General features: G+C 73.6%; 18 protein-coding genes and 1 pseudogene. 9 read left to right on the forward strand and 10 right to left on the reverse strand.

The features are described from left to right. Positions 1 to 28: 28 nt before the first annotated feature. Entirely contained in the window at positions 29 to 400 is a 372-nt protein-coding gene (locus ACZ4WQ_RS38405; protein ID WP_398374779.1) for a VOC family protein, read from the reverse strand. A gap of 149 nt (positions 401 to 549) precedes the next feature. Here ACZ4WQ_RS38405 and ACZ4WQ_RS38410 point away from each other — a divergent pair, with 149 nt between their 5' ends. Both ACZ4WQ_RS38410 and ACZ4WQ_RS38415 read left to right on the forward strand, forming a co-directional pair. Beyond that, entirely contained in the window at positions 550 to 1,422 is an 873-nt protein-coding gene (locus tag ACZ4WQ_RS38410) for a helix-turn-helix transcriptional regulator (protein ID WP_398374778.1), read from the forward strand. A 72-nt stretch (positions 1,423 to 1,494) separates the two neighbouring features. Continuing rightward, a complete protein-coding gene (locus ACZ4WQ_RS38415; protein ID WP_468022784.1) occupies positions 1,495 to 3,330 on the forward strand; it encodes a WD40 repeat domain-containing serine/threonine protein kinase in 1,836 nt (611 codons plus the stop codon). A 1-nt stretch (position 3,331) separates the two neighbouring features. On the opposite strand, the gene ACZ4WQ_RS38420 is transcribed toward ACZ4WQ_RS38415, so the two are convergent. Then, a complete protein-coding gene (locus tag ACZ4WQ_RS38420; RefSeq protein ID WP_311724458.1) occupies positions 3,332 to 3,982 on the reverse strand; it encodes an HD domain-containing protein in 651 nt (216 codons plus the stop codon). Positions 3,983 to 4,040: 58 nt separating this feature from the next. Between ACZ4WQ_RS38420 and ACZ4WQ_RS38425 the strand changes: the two genes are divergently transcribed. Continuing rightward, a complete protein-coding gene (locus tag ACZ4WQ_RS38425; RefSeq protein WP_398374774.1) occupies positions 4,041 to 4,760 on the forward strand; it encodes a copper homeostasis protein CutC in 720 nt (239 codons plus the stop codon). Between the two features lie 316 nt (positions 4,761 to 5,076). Here the strand turns inward: ACZ4WQ_RS38425 and ACZ4WQ_RS38430 are convergent, their stop codons facing one another. Further along, positions 5,077 to 7,137 carry a HelD family protein gene (locus ACZ4WQ_RS38430; protein ID WP_398374773.1) on the reverse strand — a complete coding sequence of 687 codons (2,061 nt, stop codon included), beginning with the start codon at positions 7,135 to 7,137 and terminating at the stop codon, positions 5,077 to 5,079. 260 nt (positions 7,138 to 7,397) lie between these two features. Between ACZ4WQ_RS38430 and ACZ4WQ_RS38435 the strand changes: the two genes are divergently transcribed. Further along, the gene (locus ACZ4WQ_RS38435) at positions 7,398 to 7,976 is read left to right on the forward strand and encodes a TetR/AcrR family transcriptional regulator (RefSeq protein WP_398374772.1); all 579 of its coding nucleotides are present in this window, start codon (positions 7,398 to 7,400) and stop codon (positions 7,974 to 7,976) included. 14 nt (positions 7,977 to 7,990) lie between these two features. On the opposite strand, the gene ACZ4WQ_RS38440 is transcribed toward ACZ4WQ_RS38435, so the two are convergent. Further along, entirely contained in the window at positions 7,991 to 9,655 is a 1,665-nt protein-coding gene (locus ACZ4WQ_RS38440) for a DNA repair helicase XPB (protein WP_361193401.1), read from the reverse strand. Between the two features lie 139 nt (positions 9,656 to 9,794). Here ACZ4WQ_RS38440 and ACZ4WQ_RS38445 point away from each other — a divergent pair, with 139 nt between their 5' ends. Beyond that, the gene (locus ACZ4WQ_RS38445) at positions 9,795 to 10,082 is read left to right on the forward strand and encodes a hypothetical protein (protein ID WP_398374769.1); all 288 of its coding nucleotides are present in this window, start codon (positions 9,795 to 9,797) and stop codon (positions 10,080 to 10,082) included. Then, positions 10,066 to 10,269, forward strand: coding sequence for a hypothetical protein (locus ACZ4WQ_RS38450; RefSeq protein WP_398374767.1), 204 nt, complete (start codon positions 10,066 to 10,068; stop codon positions 10,267 to 10,269). Before ACZ4WQ_RS38445 ends, ACZ4WQ_RS38450 begins: the two co-directional genes overlap by 17 nt. A 23-nt stretch (positions 10,270 to 10,292) precedes the next feature. Here ACZ4WQ_RS38450 and ACZ4WQ_RS38455 read toward each other — a convergent pair whose 3' ends face one another. Beyond that, positions 10,293 to 13,307: a helicase-associated domain-containing protein gene (locus ACZ4WQ_RS38455; RefSeq protein WP_398374765.1), complete on the reverse strand. Its 3,015-nt coding sequence runs from the start codon at positions 13,305 to 13,307 to the stop codon at positions 10,293 to 10,295. A 115-nt stretch (positions 13,308 to 13,422) separates the two neighbouring features. Here ACZ4WQ_RS38455 and ACZ4WQ_RS38460 point away from each other — a divergent pair, with 115 nt between their 5' ends. Both ACZ4WQ_RS38460 and ACZ4WQ_RS38465 read left to right on the forward strand, forming a co-directional pair. Further along, positions 13,423 to 14,625 (forward strand): hypothetical protein, encoded by a 1,203-nt coding sequence (locus tag ACZ4WQ_RS38460; protein WP_398374763.1) that lies wholly within the window; start codon positions 13,423 to 13,425, stop codon positions 14,623 to 14,625. Between the two features lie 93 nt (positions 14,626 to 14,718). Further along, positions 14,719 to 15,369: an HAD family hydrolase gene (locus tag ACZ4WQ_RS38465; RefSeq protein ID WP_398374761.1), complete on the forward strand. Its 651-nt coding sequence runs from the start codon at positions 14,719 to 14,721 to the stop codon at positions 15,367 to 15,369. 55 nt (positions 15,370 to 15,424) lie between these two features. Here ACZ4WQ_RS38465 and ACZ4WQ_RS38470 read toward each other — a convergent pair whose 3' ends face one another. Then, the gene (locus tag ACZ4WQ_RS38470) at positions 15,425 to 15,769 is read right to left on the reverse strand and encodes a hypothetical protein (protein ID WP_394816750.1); all 345 of its coding nucleotides are present in this window, start codon (positions 15,767 to 15,769) and stop codon (positions 15,425 to 15,427) included. Positions 15,770 to 15,951: 182 nt separating this feature from the next. Here ACZ4WQ_RS38470 and ACZ4WQ_RS38475 point away from each other — a divergent pair, with 182 nt between their 5' ends. Beyond that, positions 15,952 to 16,335: a cold-shock protein gene (locus tag ACZ4WQ_RS38475; RefSeq protein WP_311724449.1), complete on the forward strand. Its 384-nt coding sequence runs from the start codon at positions 15,952 to 15,954 to the stop codon at positions 16,333 to 16,335. Here ACZ4WQ_RS38475 and ACZ4WQ_RS38480 read toward each other — a convergent pair. The 4 genes and pseudogenes from ACZ4WQ_RS38480 to ACZ4WQ_RS38495 all read right to left on the reverse strand — a co-directional run bounded on the left by ACZ4WQ_RS38480 (position 16,332) and on the right by ACZ4WQ_RS38495 (position 20,015). Then, a complete protein-coding gene (locus ACZ4WQ_RS38480) occupies positions 16,332 to 17,198 on the reverse strand; it encodes a 1,4-dihydroxy-6-naphthoate synthase (protein ID WP_398374900.1) in 867 nt (288 codons plus the stop codon). The genes ACZ4WQ_RS38475 and ACZ4WQ_RS38480 overlap by 4 nt on opposite strands. Positions 17,199 to 17,237: 39 nt before the next feature. Next, a pseudogene (locus tag ACZ4WQ_RS38485) lies at positions 17,238 to 17,921 on the reverse strand (futalosine hydrolase); the annotation flags it as partial. A gap of 61 nt (positions 17,922 to 17,982) precedes the next feature. Further along, the gene (locus ACZ4WQ_RS38490; protein WP_311724448.1) at positions 17,983 to 18,495 is read right to left on the reverse strand and encodes a hypothetical protein; all 513 of its coding nucleotides are present in this window, start codon (positions 18,493 to 18,495) and stop codon (positions 17,983 to 17,985) included. 26 nt (positions 18,496 to 18,521) lie between these two features. Continuing rightward, entirely contained in the window at positions 18,522 to 20,015 is a 1,494-nt protein-coding gene (locus tag ACZ4WQ_RS38495) for an MFS transporter (RefSeq protein WP_398374758.1), read from the reverse strand. Between the last annotated feature and the right edge of the window lie 216 nt (positions 20,016 to 20,231).

The following is a 20,231-nucleotide window of genomic DNA, read 5'->3' on the forward strand; positions in this document are numbered from 1 at the left end:
AGGTCGATCTTCCTTTCCGTCAGGGCGCTCAGCTGCCGGAGGCGTCGGGGACGAGGCAGAACGGATGCCCCTCGGGATCGGTGAGGACGATCCACCGGCCCTCGCCCGGCTGGAAGTCGGGCCGGGACGCCCCGATGCCGACCAGTTCCTCGACGGCGCCGTCCAGGTCGGTGACGGTGAAGTCGAGGTGCACCTGCGTGGCGCCGTCGGGCCAGCTCGGCGGCCGGTAGTCCGCGGCGCGCACGAAGCCGAGCTGTACCGGGGTGCCGTTGCCCACGGACGCGAAGTCCTGCCCGCTGCTGGTGATTTCCCAGCCGGTGGCCTTCTGGTAGAACGCGGCGAGCGCGGCCGGATCGGCGCAGTCGAACACGACCGTGCTGAGCTGCTCGAGAACAGGCATGCCGATGACTCCTGAGAATCGGTAGAGGATGGGGCTCGACGCCTCGGGGGCGCGGCCCGTCGCAACCCCGCCAGCATGCTCGCGGCGGCAGACCCTCGTCTTGAACATCCTTGCGGGGGCTGTCGGACCCGCCGCGTAGCGTTCGAAAGGTGCTCACAGCTGTTCCTGTCGCCGGCCGTCCCGACTTCGGCATCAGTGCGGTGGCCTGCCGTGCCGACCACACGCGCTGGTCGGCGACGGAAGTGCGCACCGACTACCGGGTGGTGCTCGTGCGGCGCGGCCGGTTCCGCAGAATGAGCGCCGGAGTCCCCGCCGACATCGACGCGGCCTTGGCCTATGTGGGCCACCCGGGCGAGGAGGAGAGCTTCGCCCACCCCACCGGCGGGGATCTCTGCACGGCGATCAGCGTGACGCCGAAGCTGTGGCGTTCCCTGGCCGGAGACGCCGCGGGACCGGCCGCGCCGACGGTCTACGTCGACCCCCGGCTCGATCTGGCCCACCGCCGTCTCCTCGCGGCCGCACGCTCGGGAGATGTCGACTTCGCGGTCTCGGAGGAGCTGCTGGCGCTGCTGTCGACCGCCATCGGCCGGATGGCGGCCGGACCGACCCCGCTCGGCGGCACATCCGCCGGATCTGACCGACGGCTCGTAGCGGCAGCACGCGAGGCGATCGCCGAAGAACACCCCACATCGAACACGCTGTTCTCACTGGCCGAACTGCTGGGCGTCTCCCCCTACCGCCTGAGCCGGGCGTTCCCCCGTGAGCTGGGCGTGTCGGTGACCCGCTACCGTCACCGCGTCCGCATCGGCCGGGCCCTCGACCGCCTCGAGGCCGGCGAAGACAGCCTCAGCGCCCTGGCCGCCGACCTCGGCTACGCCGACCAGGCCCACCTGACCAGGACCATGCGCCAGTACCTGGGCCGCACGCCGACAGCGCTCCGCCACCTGCTGGCCCCGGCCCGCCCGCCCGGGCCATCTTCCGCTCGTACACCGGCTATCGGCGGAGAGTTCCCCTTCACTTGACCCTGCCGGTCTTGGTACCGGGACGGCTCCCCGCCCGCAACACCCGGTCAAGCGACTCAAGTCCGAGGCAGGATGTCTGCCGCACAGGGTGTGTCGATGGCGTCTGGAGAATGGGGGCACACAGTGGATTCCGGGACGGTTCTGTCTGGCAGGTACGAGCTGCACAGGATCCTGGGGCGCGGTGGCATGGGCCAGGTGTGGCTGGGCCGCGACCTGTCGGTGCTGCGGCGGGAGGTCGCGGTCAAACTTCTGCCCGCGTTGGCGGACCCGGGGTCGGTACGGCGTTTCCAGGACGAGGCGGCTGCCCTCGCCAAGTTGCAACACCCCGGTATCACCGTGGTTCACGACGCCGGTAGCCACAATGGGCATCTGTTCATCGTGATGGAGCTGCTGCACGGCTGCGATCTGGCGCAGTTGATGGTCCAACAGCCATCAGGGCTGCCGATCGAGCAGGTGTTGGACCTGGCTCGCCAGACTGTCGACGCTCTGGGCGTGGCACACAGCCGCGGAATCGTCCACCGGGACCTGAAGCCGGCCAACCTCTTCCTCCAGCGCGATGGCCGGGTCAAGATCTGTGATTTCGGTATCGCGCGCAGCACGGATGCCGTCACCTCGGTGACCGCCAGCGGACAAATGATCGGTACACCGCCGTACATGTCGCCCGAGCAATGGCAGTCCCAGCCGGTCGACGCCCGCAGCGACCTGTACTCCCTCGGCTGCGTGATCTTCGAGCTGCTGACCGGGCAGCCCCCGTTCTCTCCCCGCCAGCCCCTCTACACGCTGATGCGTCAGCACGTGGAGCAGCGGCCACCATCCCCTCGCGCATTGCGGCCCGACATTCCCGCTGTGCTGGACGATCTGACCGTGGCACTACTGGCCAAGATGCCCGAGGGACGACCGGACGCCGACAGCCTTGCCTTCGAGCTGGCCCGGCTCGCCGAGCGGGGTGACAGAGCAACGACGAAAACACTCCAGTACTCCGGCGCCGGCGCCTCCGGCGCGCCCACCAACTCCTCGTACGGCATCAGCGGGATGCCCACTTATGCCCTGCTCGGCCGATTGGGCACACGCGCCATGGGAGCGGTGAACTCGGTGGCCTTCAGCCCGGACGGGCAGACGCTGGCCAGCGCTGGTGAGGGCGGGGTCCGTCTCTGGAACGCGCACACCGGCGAGCAGCTCCGTCGGCTCATCGCACACCGTGACCTGGACAGGCTGCTGTTCAGCCCTGATGGCGGCACGGTGGCCACTATCGAGGGCGGCAAGGTGGTGACCCTGTGGGACGCGCACACCGGGGAGCAGCGCGACCAGCTGGCGCACGCCAGATGGCTGACAGGGCTGGCGTTCAGCCCCGATGGACAGACCCTGGCCAGCAGCGGGACGGACGGGATCCACCTCTGGAATATCCGCACCGGCGAGCAGCGTCGCGAGCTCGTCGCGTCCAAGATGGTGTGGTCGCTGGCCTTCAGCCCCGATGGGCAGACGCTGGTCAGCGCTGAGGGCGGAAACGTCCGACTCCGGGGTGCCTACACCGGGGAGCATCGCTCCGAGCTGGCCGGGCACCGCAGATGGGTGTGCTCGGTTGCCTTCAGCCCCGATGGGCAAATCCTGGCTGGTGGCAGCGGGAATTGGGTGTACCTCTGGGACGTCCGCACCAGCGCGCTGCGGCGGCAGCTGACCGGGCACCGCGGGCGGATGCAGACGGAGCACGCGCTGGCCTTCAGCCCGGATGCCCGCATGCTGGCCAGTGGCGGTGCCGACCACAGGGTGCACCTTTGGGACACGCACACCGACGACAAACTCGCCACTTTGACGGATCACCGTGCGCCGATCCGCTCCGTGGCCTTCAGCCCGGACGGGAGCACCCTCGCCGGCGCCGGTGGCAACGAGGTGGTCCTCTGGACCGCCTGAATCACGCATCCAGCAGCGCCAGCTCCGTCGCGAGATTCCGGCGCGCCGCGTCCTCCCAGCGGTCCTGGGCCTCCGGCGTGCGGAACAGCCGGGGCATGGCCAGCAGTTCGCGCAGCACGCCCGCCCGGCCCTCGCGGAAGGCGTCGTCGGGGACGAAGCCGTACTCCTCACGGACGGCGGCGGCGTACACGGCGTAGTCCTCGGGGGATCCGGCCAGCACCGCCAAGTCGGCGTCGCACAGCACTTCGCCGTTCGTGTCGCCGGGACCGGGGGCATGGCTGCGTGTCAGCCGCACCAGGCGGGCGACTTCGGCGGTACGCGCCTGGGGGACGCCCGCCTCGGGGAGGGCGCGTTCGGCGAGGCGGGCGCTGCGGTCCTCGTTGGTGGAGCGCTCGGGGAGGTAGACGGCGTCGTGGAACCAGGCGGCGAGGCGGACGGCGGCGGGGTCTGCGGCATAACGGATCAACTCATCGACCCGGTCCAGGATGGCGATGAGGTGGTCGGTGGTGTGGTACCGGCGCTGGGGTTCGGCCCAGCGGGCCAGGAGGTCCTGGCCGTACGGCTCGGGGGCGGGCTGGGTGACGGGCTCGCGGGCACTGTCGAGGTGGATCGCCCAGCGGGTGAGGAGCGCGTCGTGCGCGGGGTCGGCCATAGGCCAATTGTGGGACGTCCGGGTTTCGGGGTGCGTGTGGTGTGGCAAGCTGTTCGGCATGTCTAGACCACTTCTCGAGGTGATCGCCCTGGACGTGGCCGACGCGGTCGCGGCGCAGGCCGGCGGGGCGGACCGGCTCGAACTGGTCACCGATATGGCTGCCGACGGGCTCAGCCCCTCCCGCGAGACCTTCGCCGCGGTCCGGTCGGCCGTGGACATCCCGCTGCGGGTGATGCTGCGCGCCTCCGACGGCTTCGCGTGCGGTGGGGCCGCCGCGCTCGACGCGCTGTGCGCGCGGGCCGCGGCGCTGCGGGCGGAGGGGGCGGACGAGTTCGTGCTCGGCTTCCTGACCCGCGACGGGCTGGCCGACCTGGCCGCCGTCCGCGCGCTCATGGACGTCATCAGCGCGGGCCCCGGGCTCGACGAGAGCCGATGGACCTTCCACCGGGCCATCGACCGCGCCGCCGACCGCGGCGCGCTCCGCCGGCAACTCGCGGGCGTCCCCGGCCTGGACACCTACCTCACCGCCGGGTCGCCCGCCGGAGTCGACAACGGGCTTCCGGTCCTGGTGGACGAGGCGGCGCACATGGCAGCCGGGCCCCGGATCATGGTGGGCGGCGGGCTGCGGCTCGACCACCTGCCCGCGCTGCGCGCCGCGGGGATCGACGCCTTCCACATCGGCGGCGCGGCCCGGGCCTCGGGGTGGGACGGGCCCGTGGACATCGCCTCGGTCCATCAGTGGCGCGCCGCGCTGGACGAAGTGGTACCGGTGGGCTGACGGGGGTCCCCAGACCCCTGACACATTCGACGATGCCATGGCAGGGGCCACCGGGCGGGTAGTCGCGAGACGGCGTGAGGGGGTGGGGGTGCAGGGGTGGTGCCCTGGACGCTTACGCATATGTGTGGCGCCAAGTTCCGGCCCACTCCGCGCTTCCGGGCACCGGCGCCGTAAATATGCGGTCCAGGGTGACAGCCCCGGAGGCCCCGCCCCCGCACCACCCACGAACACCAGGCGCACCCCCACCGGACCGGCGCGGTCCAGGCCTGACAGCCCCGGAGCCCCCGCCCCCGCACAGCAGGCGCACCCCCCACCGTCAGGCAGCCAACCGCTCCGGGAGCGCCGCCGCGTGGACCACCGTGAGCCCCGACACCGCCCGGGTCAGCGCCACATACAGGCGGCGCAGGCCGGTGCGCTCGTCCGGTTCGCCGTCGACCACCGCGGCCGGCTCGTCCAGCACCACGTAGTCGTACTCCAGACCCTTGGCGAGCGTCGCCGGGACGAGCGTCAGGCGGGCCTCGGCGCTGGTCTCCTCGCCGGGGGAGAGATACGCCAGGCCCGCCGCGTCGAGGGCGTCCGCCAGCACCGGGATCCGCGCGTCGGCCGCGATCAGGCCGATCGAGCCCTCGTGGCCCAGCGCCTCGCGGCAGGCGGCGATCACGGCGGAGTCGAGAGCGGCGGCGTCCACGGCCCGTACGGAGAAGTCGCCCGCCGCCTCGCGGATCGAGGTGGCCTCCGACAGGCCGGGGGCGATGGCGGGCAGCAGCCGCGAGGCGTACGCGATCACCTCGCGCGGCACGCGGAAGCCCTGGGTCAGCTCCTCCACCGCGGCCCCGGACTTGCCGAGGTGGGTGAGGGCCTCCTCCCAGGTCGCGGTCGCCCACGGCGTGGTGCCCTGCGCGATGTCGCCGAGGATGGTCGCCGAGCCCGTGGTGCAGCGGCGGCCCACCGCGCGGTACTGCATGGGGGACAGGTCCTGCGCCTCGTCCAGGACCACATGGCCGAGCGAGTGCGTCCGCTCGACGAGGTCGGTGGCCTCGTCGATCAGCACCGCGTCCGCCGGGGACCACTTCGCGGACTTCACGCTGCGCGCCGGCTTGGCCCACAGGATGGTCTTCTGCTCGTCGGCGTCGAGGATCCCGTCGGCCTGCTCGGCGAGGAAGTCGGGGTCGGAGAGCAGCCGCAGCACCAGCTTGGCCGGGTCCACGGGCGGCCAGATCGCCTTGACAGCCGCCTTCACGGCGGGGTTGCGGGCCACCGCGTCCTGCACCCGGTCGTCGGGCGCTTCGCCGGACTGCTCCATCCGTACGAGCACGGCGTGCGCGATCCGCTGCGGCAGCGCCTCGCGGGCCGCGCCGTAGCGGATGTCGCGGTCCAGCAGCTCGCGGACCATCTCCTCCAGTTCGTACGCCGGGACCCGCCAGCGGCGCGAGCCGCGCACCACGACGCACGGCTCGGTCGGCAGGTTGACATGCGAACGGACGGCGCGGCGCAGCACCTCGGCCATCCGCGCGTCGCCCTTGACGCCGGCCGCGTCGGCGTCGTCCGCGCCCCGCACCTCGACATGCGCGACCAGGTCGTCCACCGTGGCCTGGCCGACCTGGAGCTCGCCGAGCGCGGGCAGGACCTGCTCGATGTAGTGGAGGAAGGAGCGGTTCGGGCCGATGACGAGGGTGCCGGAGCGGGCGAGCCGCTCCCGGTGCGCGTACAGCAGATACGCCACCCGGTGCAGGCCGACCGCCGTCTTCCCGGTGCCCGGCGCCCCCTGGACGCAGACCGTGCCGCCGATCCCGGCGCGCACGATCTCGTCCTGCTCGGGCTGGATCGTGGCGACGATGTCCCGCATCGGACCCACGCGCGGCCGCTCGATCTCGGCCTGGAGCAGCTTGCTGGCGTGCTCCGCCTCGCTCGGGTCGGTGAGGGCCTCGTCCTCGTACGCGGTCAGCTCGCCGCCGGTGTAGCCGAAGCGGCGGCGCAGCCCGACGTCCATCGGCGCTTTCTTCGACGCCTGGTAAAAGGGCTGGGAGACGGGGGCGCGCCAGTCGATGACCATCGGGTCGCCGTCGGCGTCGTGGACATGCCGCCGCCCGATATAGAACTGCTCCCCCTCCGCGCCCTCCGCCGTCTCCGCGCCCGGGGCGTGCAGATAGTCGAGGCGGCCGAAGAACAGCGGGGTGTCGGCCAGGTCGGCGAGGGCCTTGATGCGCTCGTCGACCTGGTGCTGGAGGGCCTCGGCGTTCACCCAGTTGGCGGTGACGTCCTTGAGGTCGAGGGCCTCGACGTCGGCGCGCATGGCGCGGAGGGCGGCACGGGACGCGGCGAGGTGGGTGCGCTCCCGTTCGAGTGGATCGGGGTGGTCAGGGGCGTGCGAGGGCACGGCGTAGCCTCCGGCGTGTACGCGAAGCAGACAGACAAAGTGCGGGGCGTGAATGGCTCACGTCAGAAGCCGGCCGGTTTCCGTCCGGGCGGCGGCTCTCCCTGAGGGGCGGGAGGCGGCAAGACGGGCGATTGTAGCCAGTGTTTCAAGCGACCGCGAATGGTTTTCCGCTGGTTCTCCGCTGGTTCTCCGCCCGGCCCGGCCTGATTGGATGGCATGGGTCGCACCGGGTGGTCCGGGAACGGAGAGGGAGGTGGCGCATGCCCCGAGCGGGTCTGACGCCTGAGCGGGTGGCGGAGGCGGCGGCGGACATGGCGGACGCCGTCGGCCTGGAGAACGTCACGATCTCCGCGCTGGCGCGCAGCTTCGGGGTGGCCGACGCGAGCCTGTACTCGCACGTCAAGAACGTCCGGGACCTGCGCGTCAGGGTCGCGATGCGCGCCGCGAGCGACTTCGCCGACCGCATCACGGCCGCCGTGGCCGGGCGGGCCGGGCGCGACGCCCTGCTCGCCTTCGCCAACGCCTACCGGGACTTCGCGCTGGAGCACCCCGGCCGGTACGCGGCGACCCATATCGAGATCGACCCCGAGGTGGCCGCCCAGTCCTCGGGCGGCGCCCGGATCATCGAGGCCACGTACGCCGTGTTCCACGCGTACGGGCTCACCGAGCCGGACCTGACCGACGCCGTACGGCTGCTGCGCAGCACGTTCCACGGGTACGTCGGCCTGGAGGCGATCGGCGCCTTCCACGACCCGCGCGACGTCCAGGCGTCGTGGGAGCGCGGCGTCAACGCCCTGGCCACGCTGCTGGAGAACTGGCCCTCGGCCGCCAGGTCCTGAGCCGTGCTCTCAGATCAGACGTCCTCAGATCCGACGTCGTCCCCCGCCAGCAGCGCGCTCGCGTCCACGATCCGGTAGGCGTACCCCTGCTCGGCGAGGAACCGCTGGCGGTGGGCGGCGAAGTCCTGGTCGATGGTGTCGCGCGCGACGACCGAGTAGAAGACCGCCCGGTGGCCGTCCGCCTTCGGCCGCAGCACGCGGCCCAGGCGCTGGGCCTCCTCCTGGCGGGACCCGAACGTCCCCGACACCTGGATGGCGACCGTGGCCTCCGGGAGGTCGATCGAGAAGTTGGCGACCTTGGAGACGACGAGGACGGAGATCTCGCCCTGACGGAAGGCGTCGAAGAGCTTCTCGCGCTGCGCGTTGGTCGTCTCGCCCTTGATGACGGGCGCGTCCAGATGCTCGCCCAACTCGTCGAGCTGGTCGATGTACTGGCCGATGACCAGGGTCTGCTGGCCCTGGTGGCGCGCCACCAGCGCCTCGGTGACCCGGCGCTTGGAGTCGGTCGTGGCGCAGTAGCGGTACTTCTCGTCGGGCTCGGCCGTCGCGTACGCCAGGCGCTCGGTCTCCGTCAGATTGACGCGGACCTCGACACAGTCGGCGGGCGCGATATAGCCCTGCGCCTCGATCTCCTTCCACGGCGCGTCGAAGCGCTTGGGGCCGATGAGGGAGAACACATCGGACTCGCGGCCGTCCTCCCGCACCAGCGTCGCGGTCAGCCCGAGCCGGCGGCGCGCCTGGAGATCGGCGGTGAACTTGAAGACGGGGGCGGGCAGCAGATGCACCTCGTCGTAGACGATCAGGCCCCAGTCGCGGGAGTCGAAGAGCTCCAGGTGCGGGTAGACGCCCTTCCGCTTGGTCGTGAGGACCTGGTACGTGGCGATGGTGACCGGGCGGATCTCCTTGCGCGTACCGCTGTACTCGCCGATCTCGTCCTCGGTGAGCGAGGTGCGCTTCACCAGCTCATGCTTCCACTGGCGGGCCGAGACGGTGTTGGTCACCAGGATCAGGGTGGTGGACTTGGCGGTGGCCATCGCCCCCGCGCCCACCAGCGTCTTCCCGGCGCCGCACGGGAGCACCACGACCCCCGACCCGCCGTGCCAGAACCCCTCGACGGCCTGCTTCTGGTACGGGCGCAGCGCCCAGCCGTCCTCGGCCAGCTCGATCGGGTGCGCCTCGCCGTCCACATACCCGGCCAGGTCCTCGGCGGGCCAGCCCAGCTTGAGCAGCGCCTGCTTGATCTGCCCGCGCTCGGAGGGGTGGACGACCACCGTGTCCGGGTCGATGCGCTGGCCGACCAGCGGCTGGATCTTCTTCGAGTGCAGCACCTCCTGGAGGACCGGGCGGTCGGAGGTCTCCAGGACCAGCCCGTGGGTGGGGTGCTTGAGCAGCCGCAGCCGCCCGTAGCGCGCCATGGTCTCGGCGACGTCGACGAGGAGGGCGTGCGGGACGGGGTAGCGCGAGTACTGGACCAGCGCGTCGACGACCTGCTCGGCGTCGTGCCCGGCGGCGCGGGCGTTCCACAGACCGAGCGGGGTCACCCGGTAGGTGTGGATGTGCTCCGGGGCCCGCTCCAGCTCCGCGAAGGGGGCGATGGCGCGGCGGCAGGCGTCTGCCTGCTCGTGGTCGACCTCGAGCAGGAGTGTCTTGTCGCTCTGGACGATGAGCGGTCCGTTCACGCGCCTGGGCCCTTCATGACGGGGGTGGGGGGCAAGCCTCCAGTGTTACGCACTCGGGTGGGTGAACGGGAATGAAGCGCCAGACGGGTGCGGGTGGGGGCACCACGCTGAGGACGATGGCTCTCGAGAACGAGGTGGCGTGAAGAGCGTCGTGCATGATCCGCACTACGGCCCTTGGACGGTCGAGGAAGTTCTGGCCTTGGGGGAGGACTGTGGACAGGGGCGGGAACTGGTGGGAGATGCGCTTCTCCTGTCGCCGGCTCCGGGGACCAAGCACCAGCGGGCTTCGTCCCGTCTGTGGCGCTTGCTGGACGCTGCGGCCGAGGCGGCCGGTGCGCCGGTGGAGGTGCTGAAGATGATCAATGTGGTGCTGCCGGAGGCGCTGTTCATCCCGGACCTTGCCGTGGTGGATGCCGCAGCCACCTGACGCGGAGGCGGGGATCGAGTACCTGTGGCGGCTGGAGCTTGAGCCCATGCCCGCGCTGATCGTCTCCCAGCTGGAGAACGGCCGCTATGTGGAGCGGCTCGCGGCCGAGGCCGGGCACACCACGCTGATCGAGAAGCCGTTCCCCGTCGAGGTGGACCCCGGGGCGCTGGTCCAGCGCAAGCGCTGACGCGCTGACGGGCTACACCTCGCTCACGCTGAGTCGTCCGCCAGCTCGGCGACGCCTGTGATCCGGTGCAGCGGGTACGTGCGCACCTCGTCGGCCGTGTGGTCGTACGCCGTCACGAAGCCGCCCTCGACGCGCACCGGCGCGATGACGCGCTGGCTGGCCGCGCCGTCCGCGTTGACGTAGCCGATCCACACGGCCGAGCCGGTGAGGGCCGCGGCCTGCATGGTGGCGAGGGTGTCGGCGGAGGTGGTGCGGGGCAGCCGGCTGCCCGACGAGGCGGCCGCCGACACCGGCTTGTGGGGTGCCGTCGCGGCGCGGTCACCGGCGCGGATGGCGCGCACCGCCGCGCCCAGGAGCGTCTCGTCGGGCACCGGTGGGCCCTCCGGCACGGGGGCGGGGGCCGAGCGCGGCGGGGTGCGGTGGGCCTCGGCGCGCGTGATCAGCACATCGCCCTCGGCGGACTCGGCCGCCGGCGCGTACCCCATCGCGCGCAGGCCCTCCAGGAGCGCGTCCGGCGCCGCCTGCGCGGCCAGCACCGTCGGCGCGAGGCGGCGCAGCCGCAGGCCCGCCGAGCGGCGGTCGGCGAGGATCTCGGCCAGCAGGGCGTCGTCGTCGCAGCGCACATAGGCGGAGGCGGCGCCGACGCGCAGCCGGCCGTGTTTCCGGGCCACGTCGTCGATGAGGTAGGCGAGCGGCTGGGGCACGGGGGTGCGGGAGTGCTGCGCGAGGAAGGCGTGCAGGTCGGACGCCGCACGCCCGGCGTCAAGCGCGCGGCGTACGGAGGCGGGCGTGAAGCGGTAGACCGTGGCGCCGCCCTTGGACTCCACGTCGGCGAGGACGCCGAGCATCGCCGCGAGCGGCCGCTCCAGCGGGCCGGGCGCGACGGCGGTGAGGTCGGCCTGGAGGAGGACGTGGTCCAGCGGCTGGGGCAGCAGCGGCGCGAGCAGCCGCGCTGCCGCCGCCACGGCGGCAGCGGCCTCGGCCCCGGAGAGGGGTCGGCCGGGCGCGGGCGGGGCCTGCGGTTCCGCCGCGCCCGGCCCCGCCGGGGTGGCGGGGCCCGGGGGCCGCGCCCCGGGGCGGGTGCCGGTCGCCCGGTCGGCGGCCCGGCCCTCGGGCCCGGCGGCCGATGGCGCACCGGCTCGGCCTCCCGACCCGGGGGCGGGCCGGTCAGCGGCCCGTCCTTCGGCCTCGGCGGCCAATGGCCCGGCGGGCCGGTCCCCGGGCTCGCCGGCCTCGGCCTCGGCCTCGGCCTCGGCCTCGGCCTCGGCCTCGGCGGCCTGCGGTGCGAGGCCCTGGCCGACGGTGCCCCGGCTCCGCGCCCGTCCCCCGGGCTCGGTGGCCTGCGGTGCGGTGCCCCGGCCGCCGCCGCCTCGTCGGTTCTCGGCGCCGCCCGCCGCGGGGCCTGCCGGAGCCGGGACCGCGGGTGGGAGCGGGCCCAGAAGGGCGCGGGCGTGGGCGGACAGGGCGCCGCGGCCGGTGACGCCGAGCAGCTCGGCCTCGGTCAGCGTCCACTGGGCCAGCCGCGACCGCAGGTCCTCGCCGGGCGCGCCGCGGTGGGCCGGGCGCTCCCAGCGCAGCCGGGCCAGCAGCGACTCGGCGGCGGGCGAGGCACCGGGCGGGAGGGCGGCGAGGAGTTCGAGGACGCGGCGGCGCACCTCGGGGGCGGGGGAGCGGTCCAGCTCCGGGCCGAGGGCCGCGAGGGTGCGGCCCTTGGCGTCGCGGCCGCCGACCAGGCCGGGCGCGCGGGTCGCGGTCAGCCAGGCGGAGGCGAGCCGCGCCCAGCGCTCCTCGGCGGGCAGCCCCAGCCAGTCGTCGTAGGCGGGGGTGGGCACGTAGCGCTCGTCCGTCTCGCCGTCCGAGGCGACCAGCCCGGCCGCGTACGCCAGCTCGATCCAGAACGCGGCCAGCGGCTCGGTCGCGTCGAGCGCCGCGGCGGTCCGCTTGAGGTCCCGTACGCTCAGGCCGCCCGCGCGCAGGACGGCCGGGCCGGTGGCCCCCCACTGCCCCAGCAGCTCCTCGACCGTGGCCAGGGAGGTGTACGCCTGGCCCGCCGCCGTCGCGTCCACAGCCTGTGGATCGTGGCGCGCCGCGGGCGGGAGTGGCGGCGGCAGCGGCTCGGGCGCGCGGTGCGCGCGGCCGCCGCGCAGATGCAGTGCCACCTCGCGGGGCAGCACCACATTGCGCGACCCGGACGGCAGCAGCAGACCGCGGGCCAGCAGCCACTCGACGGGCGGGCTGGGCGCGGCGACGGACGCCTCCCCGTACGGCGGGCCCCAGGTCAGCTTGGTCAGCACCGCCGTCGCGGCGGCGGGGGCCCCGGCGAGCAGCGCCGCCATACGGGGGCGGTCGCCGAAGAGCGAGGTGAGGGCGGCGGCCGCGGTGACCGGGTCATGGGTCGGCGGCAGCCCGGCCGCCGCCAGGATCTCCTGGAGCCGCCCGGGGGACATCCCGGCCGTGGCCTCCGGGACGGTGGGGCCCAGGCCGGTCGGGGACGGGGTCGTGGGCGAGGGGGCCAGCAGCTCGCGAGCGGTGCGGACCAGGCGCAGCCGGTCGTCGCCGCCCCAGGCGAGCGCCTGGGCGCGCAGGGTGGCCACGGCGCGCGGGAGCTCGGCGAGGATCTGCTCGCGGGTCGCGGCGGGAGGCTCGTCCGGGGCGCCTTCGCGCGTCGTGCCGCTGGGTGCTGCGTCATCGTTTCCGGGGTCCCCCGGCCTGCTGTCGCCCGCCATCAGCGCGCTCAGCGTCTCGTACGGGCACGGGTCAGGCGCGACCGCCAGCGCCTCCGCCGTCTGGAGCGCGAACCGGTCCAGGCGCTCCACGGCCCGTACGACCGAGGCGCGGGTGCCCGCCCGGGTGGCGAGCTGGGTGAGGTCGCCCGGGACGGGGGACAGCAGGTCGGGGCGGGCGCGCAGAAGCGTGGCGAGGGCGTCGTCCCGGCGGGTGCGCAGCTCTTCGGCGAGCGTGCGCGGCGCTCCGCGGCCGCTGTCCCGTGAGCCGGTCTCTGCAGGCACGTGTGCCTCCCGATTCCGCGAACTGGTCATTCGATCCACAGTACCGGGGGCTGGTGACGAGCCGGAGATGCGGCGGCCCGCCCGTCCGGCGCGGTACCGTCGGGACGGTCTGATACGCCAGCGGTGTGCATTCTCAGGGGTCTTGGTGGGGATCGAGAGCGAACAGCTCGTCTACGACTATCTGAGCCGTGTCGGCGATCTGGCACAGCAACAGGGTCTGCCGTCCGGTGACCGGATGCGGCTGGTCGCCGAGTTGCGCGCCGACATCGACCAGAGACGGGGGTCCGTCGGCTCGGACAGCCCGGCCGGGGTGAAGCGGATTCTCGCCAAGCTGGGCACGCCCTCGGAGGTGGTGGCCGCCGCCGGGGGCCGCCCGCGCGAGGGGGACGTTCCGGGCGGGGGCACGGTGGGCGCCGGGGGCGCGGGAGGCGCCGACGGGGCGTACGGGAGCGCGCAGCCGCCGCGCGGCGCGGGCGCGGGCGGGGTGGCGCGCGCGGCGCGCGACAAGCTGTCCGGGCTCGCCGAGCGCAGCGGGCTGATCGGCAAGGTACCGACCCCGCGCGACGGCGACTCGCCGTCTCCTTCCACGTCCGACGGGGCATCCTCAGGCAAAGCTGACCAAGTTGACAGGCACGCGCTCCGGTCGCCCCCGGCCGCCTCGCCGCCGCATCTCGCGGGCGAGGACGAGCTCGGCCCCCGCGACTCCAACCCCGACTGGTGGCATGTCGAGCCCGGCCCGTTCGCCCAGCCGGAACAGCGCGACTCCCCGTTCGGGCAGGTGGAGGGGTTCGTCGGCGGCGTCGAGATCCCCGAACTGCTCGGCATGCCGGGCGAGACGGACAGGGAGACCGGGGAGGCCGCGGGCGAGGGCACGGAGCAGGACGCCGACGCGGGCGCCGAGGAGGCGGAGGCCGCCGGCGGCAAGGCGGCGCGGCGGCCCGGGCTGCTCCGCCGCGCGCTGCGGCGCGGCAAGAAAAAGGGCGGGGACGGGGGCGGGGAGGAGAAGGCGGGCCCCCTCAGCCTGCTGGTCCTTCTCGCGGCCGCGCTGCTCGTGGCCGGAGCCGCGCTGGGCAACCTCATCGTGATGGCCTTCGGCTGGGTGATCGCCTACTACACGCGCAAGCTGTCGCCCGCCGAGGCGAAGTGGGCCGTGCTGGGCATGCCCGGCCTGGTCGCGGCCGGGACCATGGCCTGGCTGTGGGGCCGGGCCAGCGGCAAATGGGGCGAGCAGATCCCCGAGAACGGCATGGGGGACGCGATCCAGGGGGCCTGGCCGGTCGTCGTGCGCGCCGCCGCGATCTCGTCGGCGCTCTTCCTCGTATGGCGCGCGAGGCGGCGGCGGAGCTGACCCCGGGCGGCCGGCCCTCCGGCCGCCGGGGCCCGCGGCGCGGAACGGGGCGCGGAACGGGCGGCGCGGGGGCCGAATGGGGCGCGGGGCACAATGTCGGGCATGCCTTCGTCTACGCCCCAGCATTCCGTGACGGTCGGTTTCGACCTCGACATGACCCTGATCGACTCCCGCCCCGGCATCAAGGCCGCCTTCGAGGCGCTCTCCGCCGCCACCGGCACCTTCGTCGACGCCGACCTCGCCATCACCCGCCTCGGCCCGCCGCTGGAGCAGGAGCTCGCGCACTGGTTCCCCGACGAGCGGATCGAGGAGATGGTGGAGATGTACCGCACGATGTACCCGGAGTACGCGATAGCCCCCACCCTTGCGATGCCCGGCGCCCGCGAGGCCATCGCGGCGGTGCGGCAGGCGGGCGGTCGCTCGGTCGTGGTGACGGCCAAGCACGAGCCGAACGCCAAGCTGCACCTGGCCCACCTGGGCATCGAGGCGGACGCGGTCGTCGGCTGGCTGTGGGCCGAGGCGAAGGGGGAGGCGCTGCGCGAGTACGGCGCATCGGTGTACGTCGGGGACCACACGGGCGACGTGCGCGGCGCGCGCACGGCGGGCGCGCTGTCCGTGGCGGTCGCCACCGGGCCGTGCGACGCGGAGGAGCTGCGGACGGCGGGGGCCGACGTGGTGCTCGACGACCTGACCGCTTTCCCGGCGTGGCTGGCGCGCCACCTGGAGGGGGGAACCCCGCGCTGACCTGGGCGGACGCCCGCCAGGGCGCCGCCCGGCGGGACGTCGCCCGGCAGGACGTCTAGGAGAGCGCCGACGGGGACGCCGACGGGGACTCCGCCTGCCCGGCCGGCCGGGAGGGCCGGTCGTCCTGGCTCGCCAGGGCGGCCGCGCGCCGCTGCGCCCCGATCGAGCGCACCAGACCCGCCGCGGCGAGCGCGAACCCGACGCCCATCAGCATGCACACGAAGTACGCGGCCGACGGCAGCGGGTGCAGGCCCAGGAAGAGCGGGGCCACGGTGACGAGAGTGGCCACCGCGCCCACGCCGAAGACGATCACGCCCAGGCGTACCAGCCGGTCACCGGGGAGGGGCGCCTCCCGGTCGTGGCCGGGGGAGGTTCCGGCGTGCGGGGTTTCATTGCTCACCGCACCAGGGTAGGTCCGAGCAGAGCGCGCGTAGGAACCACCACCCGGAACCACCCGGGTACGTCTTGTCACCAGGCTCCCGACCATTAGCCTTGGTGGTGGCGGGTCTTACGACCCGCTGTAGTGCTATCCAGAGCCGTTTTTAACGTGTTTTCCGACGAGTGACGAGGACGAGGACAGACGTGCCTACCGGCAAGGTCAAGTGGTTCAACAGCGAGAAGGGCTTCGGCTTTCTCTCCCGTGACGACGGCGGCGACGTCTTCGTGCACTCGTCGGTGCTCCCGGAAGGCGTGGACTCGCTGAAGCCGGGGCAGCGAGTCGAGTTCGGCGTCGTGGCCGGAAACCGTGGTGACCAGGCACTTTCGGTGACGGTGCTGGACCCCGCCCCGTCCGTCGCGGCCGCGCAGCGGCGCAAGCCGGACGAGCTCGCGTCCATCGTCCAGGATCTGACCACCTTGCTGGAGAACGTGACGCAGCAGCTGGAGCGCGGGCGCTACCCCGACAAGGCACACGGCAGCAAGATCGCGGGCATGCTGCGAGCGGTGGCCGACCAGCTCGACGTCTAGGCGAGACGTCCGGGGAACTCCAGCGCGTTGTCGCCGAGGGGCGGGACCAGCCCCTCGGCCGCCGCGCGTGTGAGCAGCCCGCGCACCGCGGCGTAGCCGTCCTCGCCGAGGTCGGCGGTGAACTCGTTGACGTAGAGCCCGATGTGCTGGTCGGCGACCGCCGGGTCCATCTCCTGCGCGTGCTCCAGGACATACCCGCGCGACGCCGCCGGGTCGTCCCAAGCCGCCCGTACGGACGTGCGGATGGTCTCGGCGACGGCCCGCAGCCGCTCGGCGCCCAGCGACCGCTTCGCGACGATCGCGCCGAGGGGGATCGGCAGGCCGGTGGTGCGCTCCCAGTGCTCGCCCATGTCAGCCAGGCAGTGCAGGCCGTACTTCTGATAGGTGAACCGGGCTTCGTGGATGACCAGACCGGCGTCCACCCGGCCGTCCCGCACGGCGGGCATGATCTGGTCGAACGGGAGCACGACGACCTCGCCCACCCCGCCCGGCACCTCGCCGGCCGCCCACAGCCGGAAGAGCAGATACGCCGTCGAGCGCTCGCTCGGCACGGCAACCGTCCTGCCCGCCAGGTCCTTTGCCCGCCCCGGCTCCTTGGTGAGCACCAGCGGGCCGCAGCCGCGCCCGAGCGCCCCGCCGCAGGGCACCAGCGCGTACTCGTCCAGGATCCACGGCAGGACCGCGTACGACACCTTCAGCACATCGAGCTCGCCGCGCTCCGCCATGCCGTTGGTGATGTCGATGTCGGCGAACGTGACATCGATCGGGGGTGCGTCCGGGACGCCACCGTGCGCCCACGCGTGGAAGACGAATGTGTCGTTCGGGCACGGCGAATACGCGATACCGAGCGGCTCGGGGGTCATCTGCTGGGTCCCTTCCAGAGTGGCGAGGGCGGGCGTCAGGTCGCGGAAGGCGCCCGCCAGGGCGTCGAGCGCCCCGCCGATCCGCCAGGCCGCGCGGTCGCGCGGGCCGACGGCGTTGGAGACCGCCCGCACCTCCAGAACGGGCACGCCGTGCGCGGCGGCCGCCTCGGCCACCCCGAACCCCTCCATCGCCTCGGCGGCGGCGCCCGGATGGCGCCGGAGCAGCTCGGCGGCGCGCCCGGCGCTGCCGGTCACGGTCGACACGGTGAGCACCGCGCCGCGCACCGCGCCGGTGGCCTCGGCCACGGCCCGTACGAGCGCGGGCTCGGGGAGGTGTTCGACGGTCCCGAAGCCGAGTTCGGTGACGGCGGCGAAGCCGTCGGGGGTCTCGGCACCCAGATCGGCCGCGACGATCGCCTCGGCGACGACGACGGAGCCCAGCGGCGCGGGGGCGAAGCCGCCGCCGATGCCGGCCGAGACGACGAGGCCGTAGGGCGCGCCGCCGAGCTCGGCGGCGGTCAGGGCGGCGGCGGTCGCCGCCGCCGCGGCGGCCGGGCCGACCCCCGCGGCCAGGGCGTCCACGGTGAGCGGGGGGCGGACGGCGCGGTGCGCCGTCCGTCCGCCGGGTACGGGGACCTCGGTTGCCTCGGTCGCCGTCGCGCCCGCGCCGCGCAGCACCGCGTCCCGCTCGGCGGGCACGGCGGTCACGACGAGTACGCGCATCAGCGGCTCCCGGATCTCCCGTCAGGCGTCGGTGTCAGACGTCGGTGTCAGGCGTCGGGTGTCAGGCGTCCCGCGTGATCTTGATCGGCCAGGCGCCCTTGATCCCGGTGCCCTCGCCGGTCTCCACGATCACGAGGGTCACGCTGTCGAGGGTGGTGGTCTGGCCGGTCTGCGGGTTCGTCTGCTGGAACAGCGTCTCGCTGTCGAGACTGCGGTACGTCTTCTTGGACTGGCCGCTGACGACGCCGCGGGCCTCGCTGATCACGATCCAGCCCGACTCGGCGATCTTCGGGTCCACGCCGACCCGCACCTTCTCGCCGGGGCTGACCTTCAGCGACTGCTCGGCCTTCTTGGTCAGGCACGCCGTGACCTGCTTCTCGGACTTGGCGACGACCTCGCCGTCCTTGTAGCAGCCCTTGGGGGCCTCGGTCGTCACGGTCTCCGAACCGACCGTGACCGTCGCCAGCGGGGTCGGCTTGTCGCAGGCGGAGAGGGCGACGAGCCCGAGGGACACGACACAGGCGGCGGTGGCGGCCCGTCGGCCCTTGCCCCTGGAAAACAGCGCAGCGGTCATGCGGGCAGGCTATCTGGCCGTCTCGGTCAAGCCACGCGCGGGTGTGTCGCTCCGTGCCGGGCGGCCGCCAGCAGCCCGCGTACGCTCGCCGCCGTGCCCAGCGCGATCATCGCCCCGGCGATCGACATGCCGAGCGCCCCGTTGAGCGGGACGGCGATGCCCACGGCCCCGCCGACGACCCACGCCAGCTGAAGCGTGGTCTCCGAGCGGGAGAAGGCGGAGGTACGGACCCGCTCGGGCACATCGCGCTGGATCAGCGCGTCCAGCGACTGCTTGGCCAGCGCCAGCGCGAACCCGGCGGTCGCGGCCACGGCGGCGACCATGACCGCGCTGTAGAGCGCCGCCGACGCGACGATCACCCCCAGGGCCGAGGTCAGCACCACCGCGATGATCCGCTCCGGTCCGCGCTCCCGCAGCCAGGCGCCGATGGCCGTGCCCAGCGCGTTGCCGCCGCCCCCCGCGACCGCGGCCACGCCGAGCGAGATCTCGGGGCTCAGCCCGCCCAGCGGGTGCTCGCGGAGCAGGAAGGCGAGGAAGAGGGTCAGAAAGCCGGACAGAGCCTTCAGCGAGGAGCAGGCCTGGAGGGCGTGCAGCACGGACGGGCTGACCTTGCGCAGGCTGACGCGGCGCGTGGCCTTGTCGCCCGCGTCCGCGTCCGCGCCTGCGCTCGCGCCTGAGCGCGCGGCCGCGTCGGCGGGGTCCGGGGCCGGGGTGTCGGTGGGGTCGGGGTCGGGGGCGGGTTCTGGGTCGCGGTGCGCGGGCTTCGGCAGGTGCAGATGGTGCTCGCCGGAGGTGAAGCGCACCCGGCCCTCGCCCTTCGCGGAGTCGACCTTGGACGGCAGCGTGAACGAGAGGAAGCCGCCCCCGGCGAACACCACGCACGCCCCGTACAGCGGCCAGCCCGGCCCGATCTGGTGCAGCCCGGCCCCGATGGGGGCCGCAAGACCGGTCGCCAGCAGCCCGGCGAGGGTGACCCGTGAGTTGGCCTTGACCAGTGAGAAGCGGGGCGGCAGCAGGCGGGGCACGACGGCGGAGCGCACCACGCCGTACGACTTGGAGGCCACCAGCACCCCCAGCGCCGCCGGATACAGCTCAAGACCGCCGCCCACGACCGCGCCCGCCATCGTCAGCGCGAGCACCGCGCGCGTGAGCATGGCGCCGGCCATCGCGGCGCGGCGGCCGTGCGGCAGCCGGTCGAGCAGCGGGCCGACGACGGGGGCGAGGAGGATGAAGGGGGCCATGGTGATGGCCAGGTAGAGGGCGACGCGCCCGCGCGCCTGGTCGGTCGGCACGGAGAAGAAGACGGTGGACGCGAGGGCGACGGTGATCAGCATGTCGCCCGCGGAGTTCACGGCGTGCAGTTCGATCAGCTTGCCGAGGCCGGATTCGCCGGCCCCGTGCGCGTGGGTGGCCCGGCGGATGCCCCTGCCGGTCGCGCTGAACGGGAGGTGCAGCGCCCGCCCGATCCGACGGCCTGACCGTCGGATCGGGCCGTCACCGATGAATCTCGCGACATCCACCCGACCATGTTGCAGCCAAGGCGGCCGATATGTGAGGCCCCCGGCCGCCATCCGGAACTAAGTCTTCCCTTTCAGTGATCTGTCAGTGATCCGTCGACGTCTGGTTCAACAGCCACGTCAGCCAGGCTTTTGGGGCGATCTCCGGTGGTCGTCCTGCGAGGTTGTTCCGAGGTTGTCCCGGGACGGGGGTGGGGCGGGATGGGCCGGACAGGGTAG

It is taken from the genome of Streptomyces sp. NPDC028305 (assembly GCF_055569495.1).

Excerpts from the sequence above, each read along its gene's own strand:
- ACZ4WQ_RS38420 (WP_311724458.1), bottom strand. The coding sequence starts at position 3,982 with ATGGCCGACCCCGCGCACGACGCGCTCCTCACCCGCTGGGCGATCCAC.
- ACZ4WQ_RS38435 (WP_398374772.1), top strand. The coding sequence starts at position 7,398 with ATGCCCCGAGCGGGTCTGACGCCTGAGCGGGTGGCGGAGGCGGCGGCG.
- ACZ4WQ_RS38415 (WP_468022784.1), top strand. The coding sequence starts at position 1,495 with ATGTCTGCCGCACAGGGTGTGTCGATGGCGTCTGGAGAATGGGGGCAC.
- ACZ4WQ_RS38405 (WP_398374779.1), bottom strand. The coding sequence starts at position 400 with ATGCCTGTTCTCGAGCAGCTCAGCACGGTCGTGTTCGACTGCGCCGAT.
- ACZ4WQ_RS38455 (WP_398374765.1), bottom strand. The coding sequence starts at position 13,307 with ATGACCAGTTCGCGGAATCGGGAGGCACACGTGCCTGCAGAGACCGGC.
- ACZ4WQ_RS38490 (WP_311724448.1), bottom strand. The coding sequence starts at position 18,495 with ATGACCGCTGCGCTGTTTTCCAGGGGCAAGGGCCGACGGGCCGCCACC.
- ACZ4WQ_RS38465 (WP_398374761.1), top strand. The coding sequence starts at position 14,719 with ATGTCGGGCATGCCTTCGTCTACGCCCCAGCATTCCGTGACGGTCGGT.
- ACZ4WQ_RS38425 (WP_398374774.1), top strand. The coding sequence starts at position 4,041 with ATGTCTAGACCACTTCTCGAGGTGATCGCCCTGGACGTGGCCGACGCG.
- ACZ4WQ_RS38480 (WP_398374900.1), bottom strand. The coding sequence starts at position 17,198 with ATGACCCCCGAGCCGCTCGGTATCGCGTATTCGCCGTGCCCGAACGAC.
- ACZ4WQ_RS38450 (WP_398374767.1), top strand. The coding sequence starts at position 10,066 with ATGCCGCAGCCACCTGACGCGGAGGCGGGGATCGAGTACCTGTGGCGG.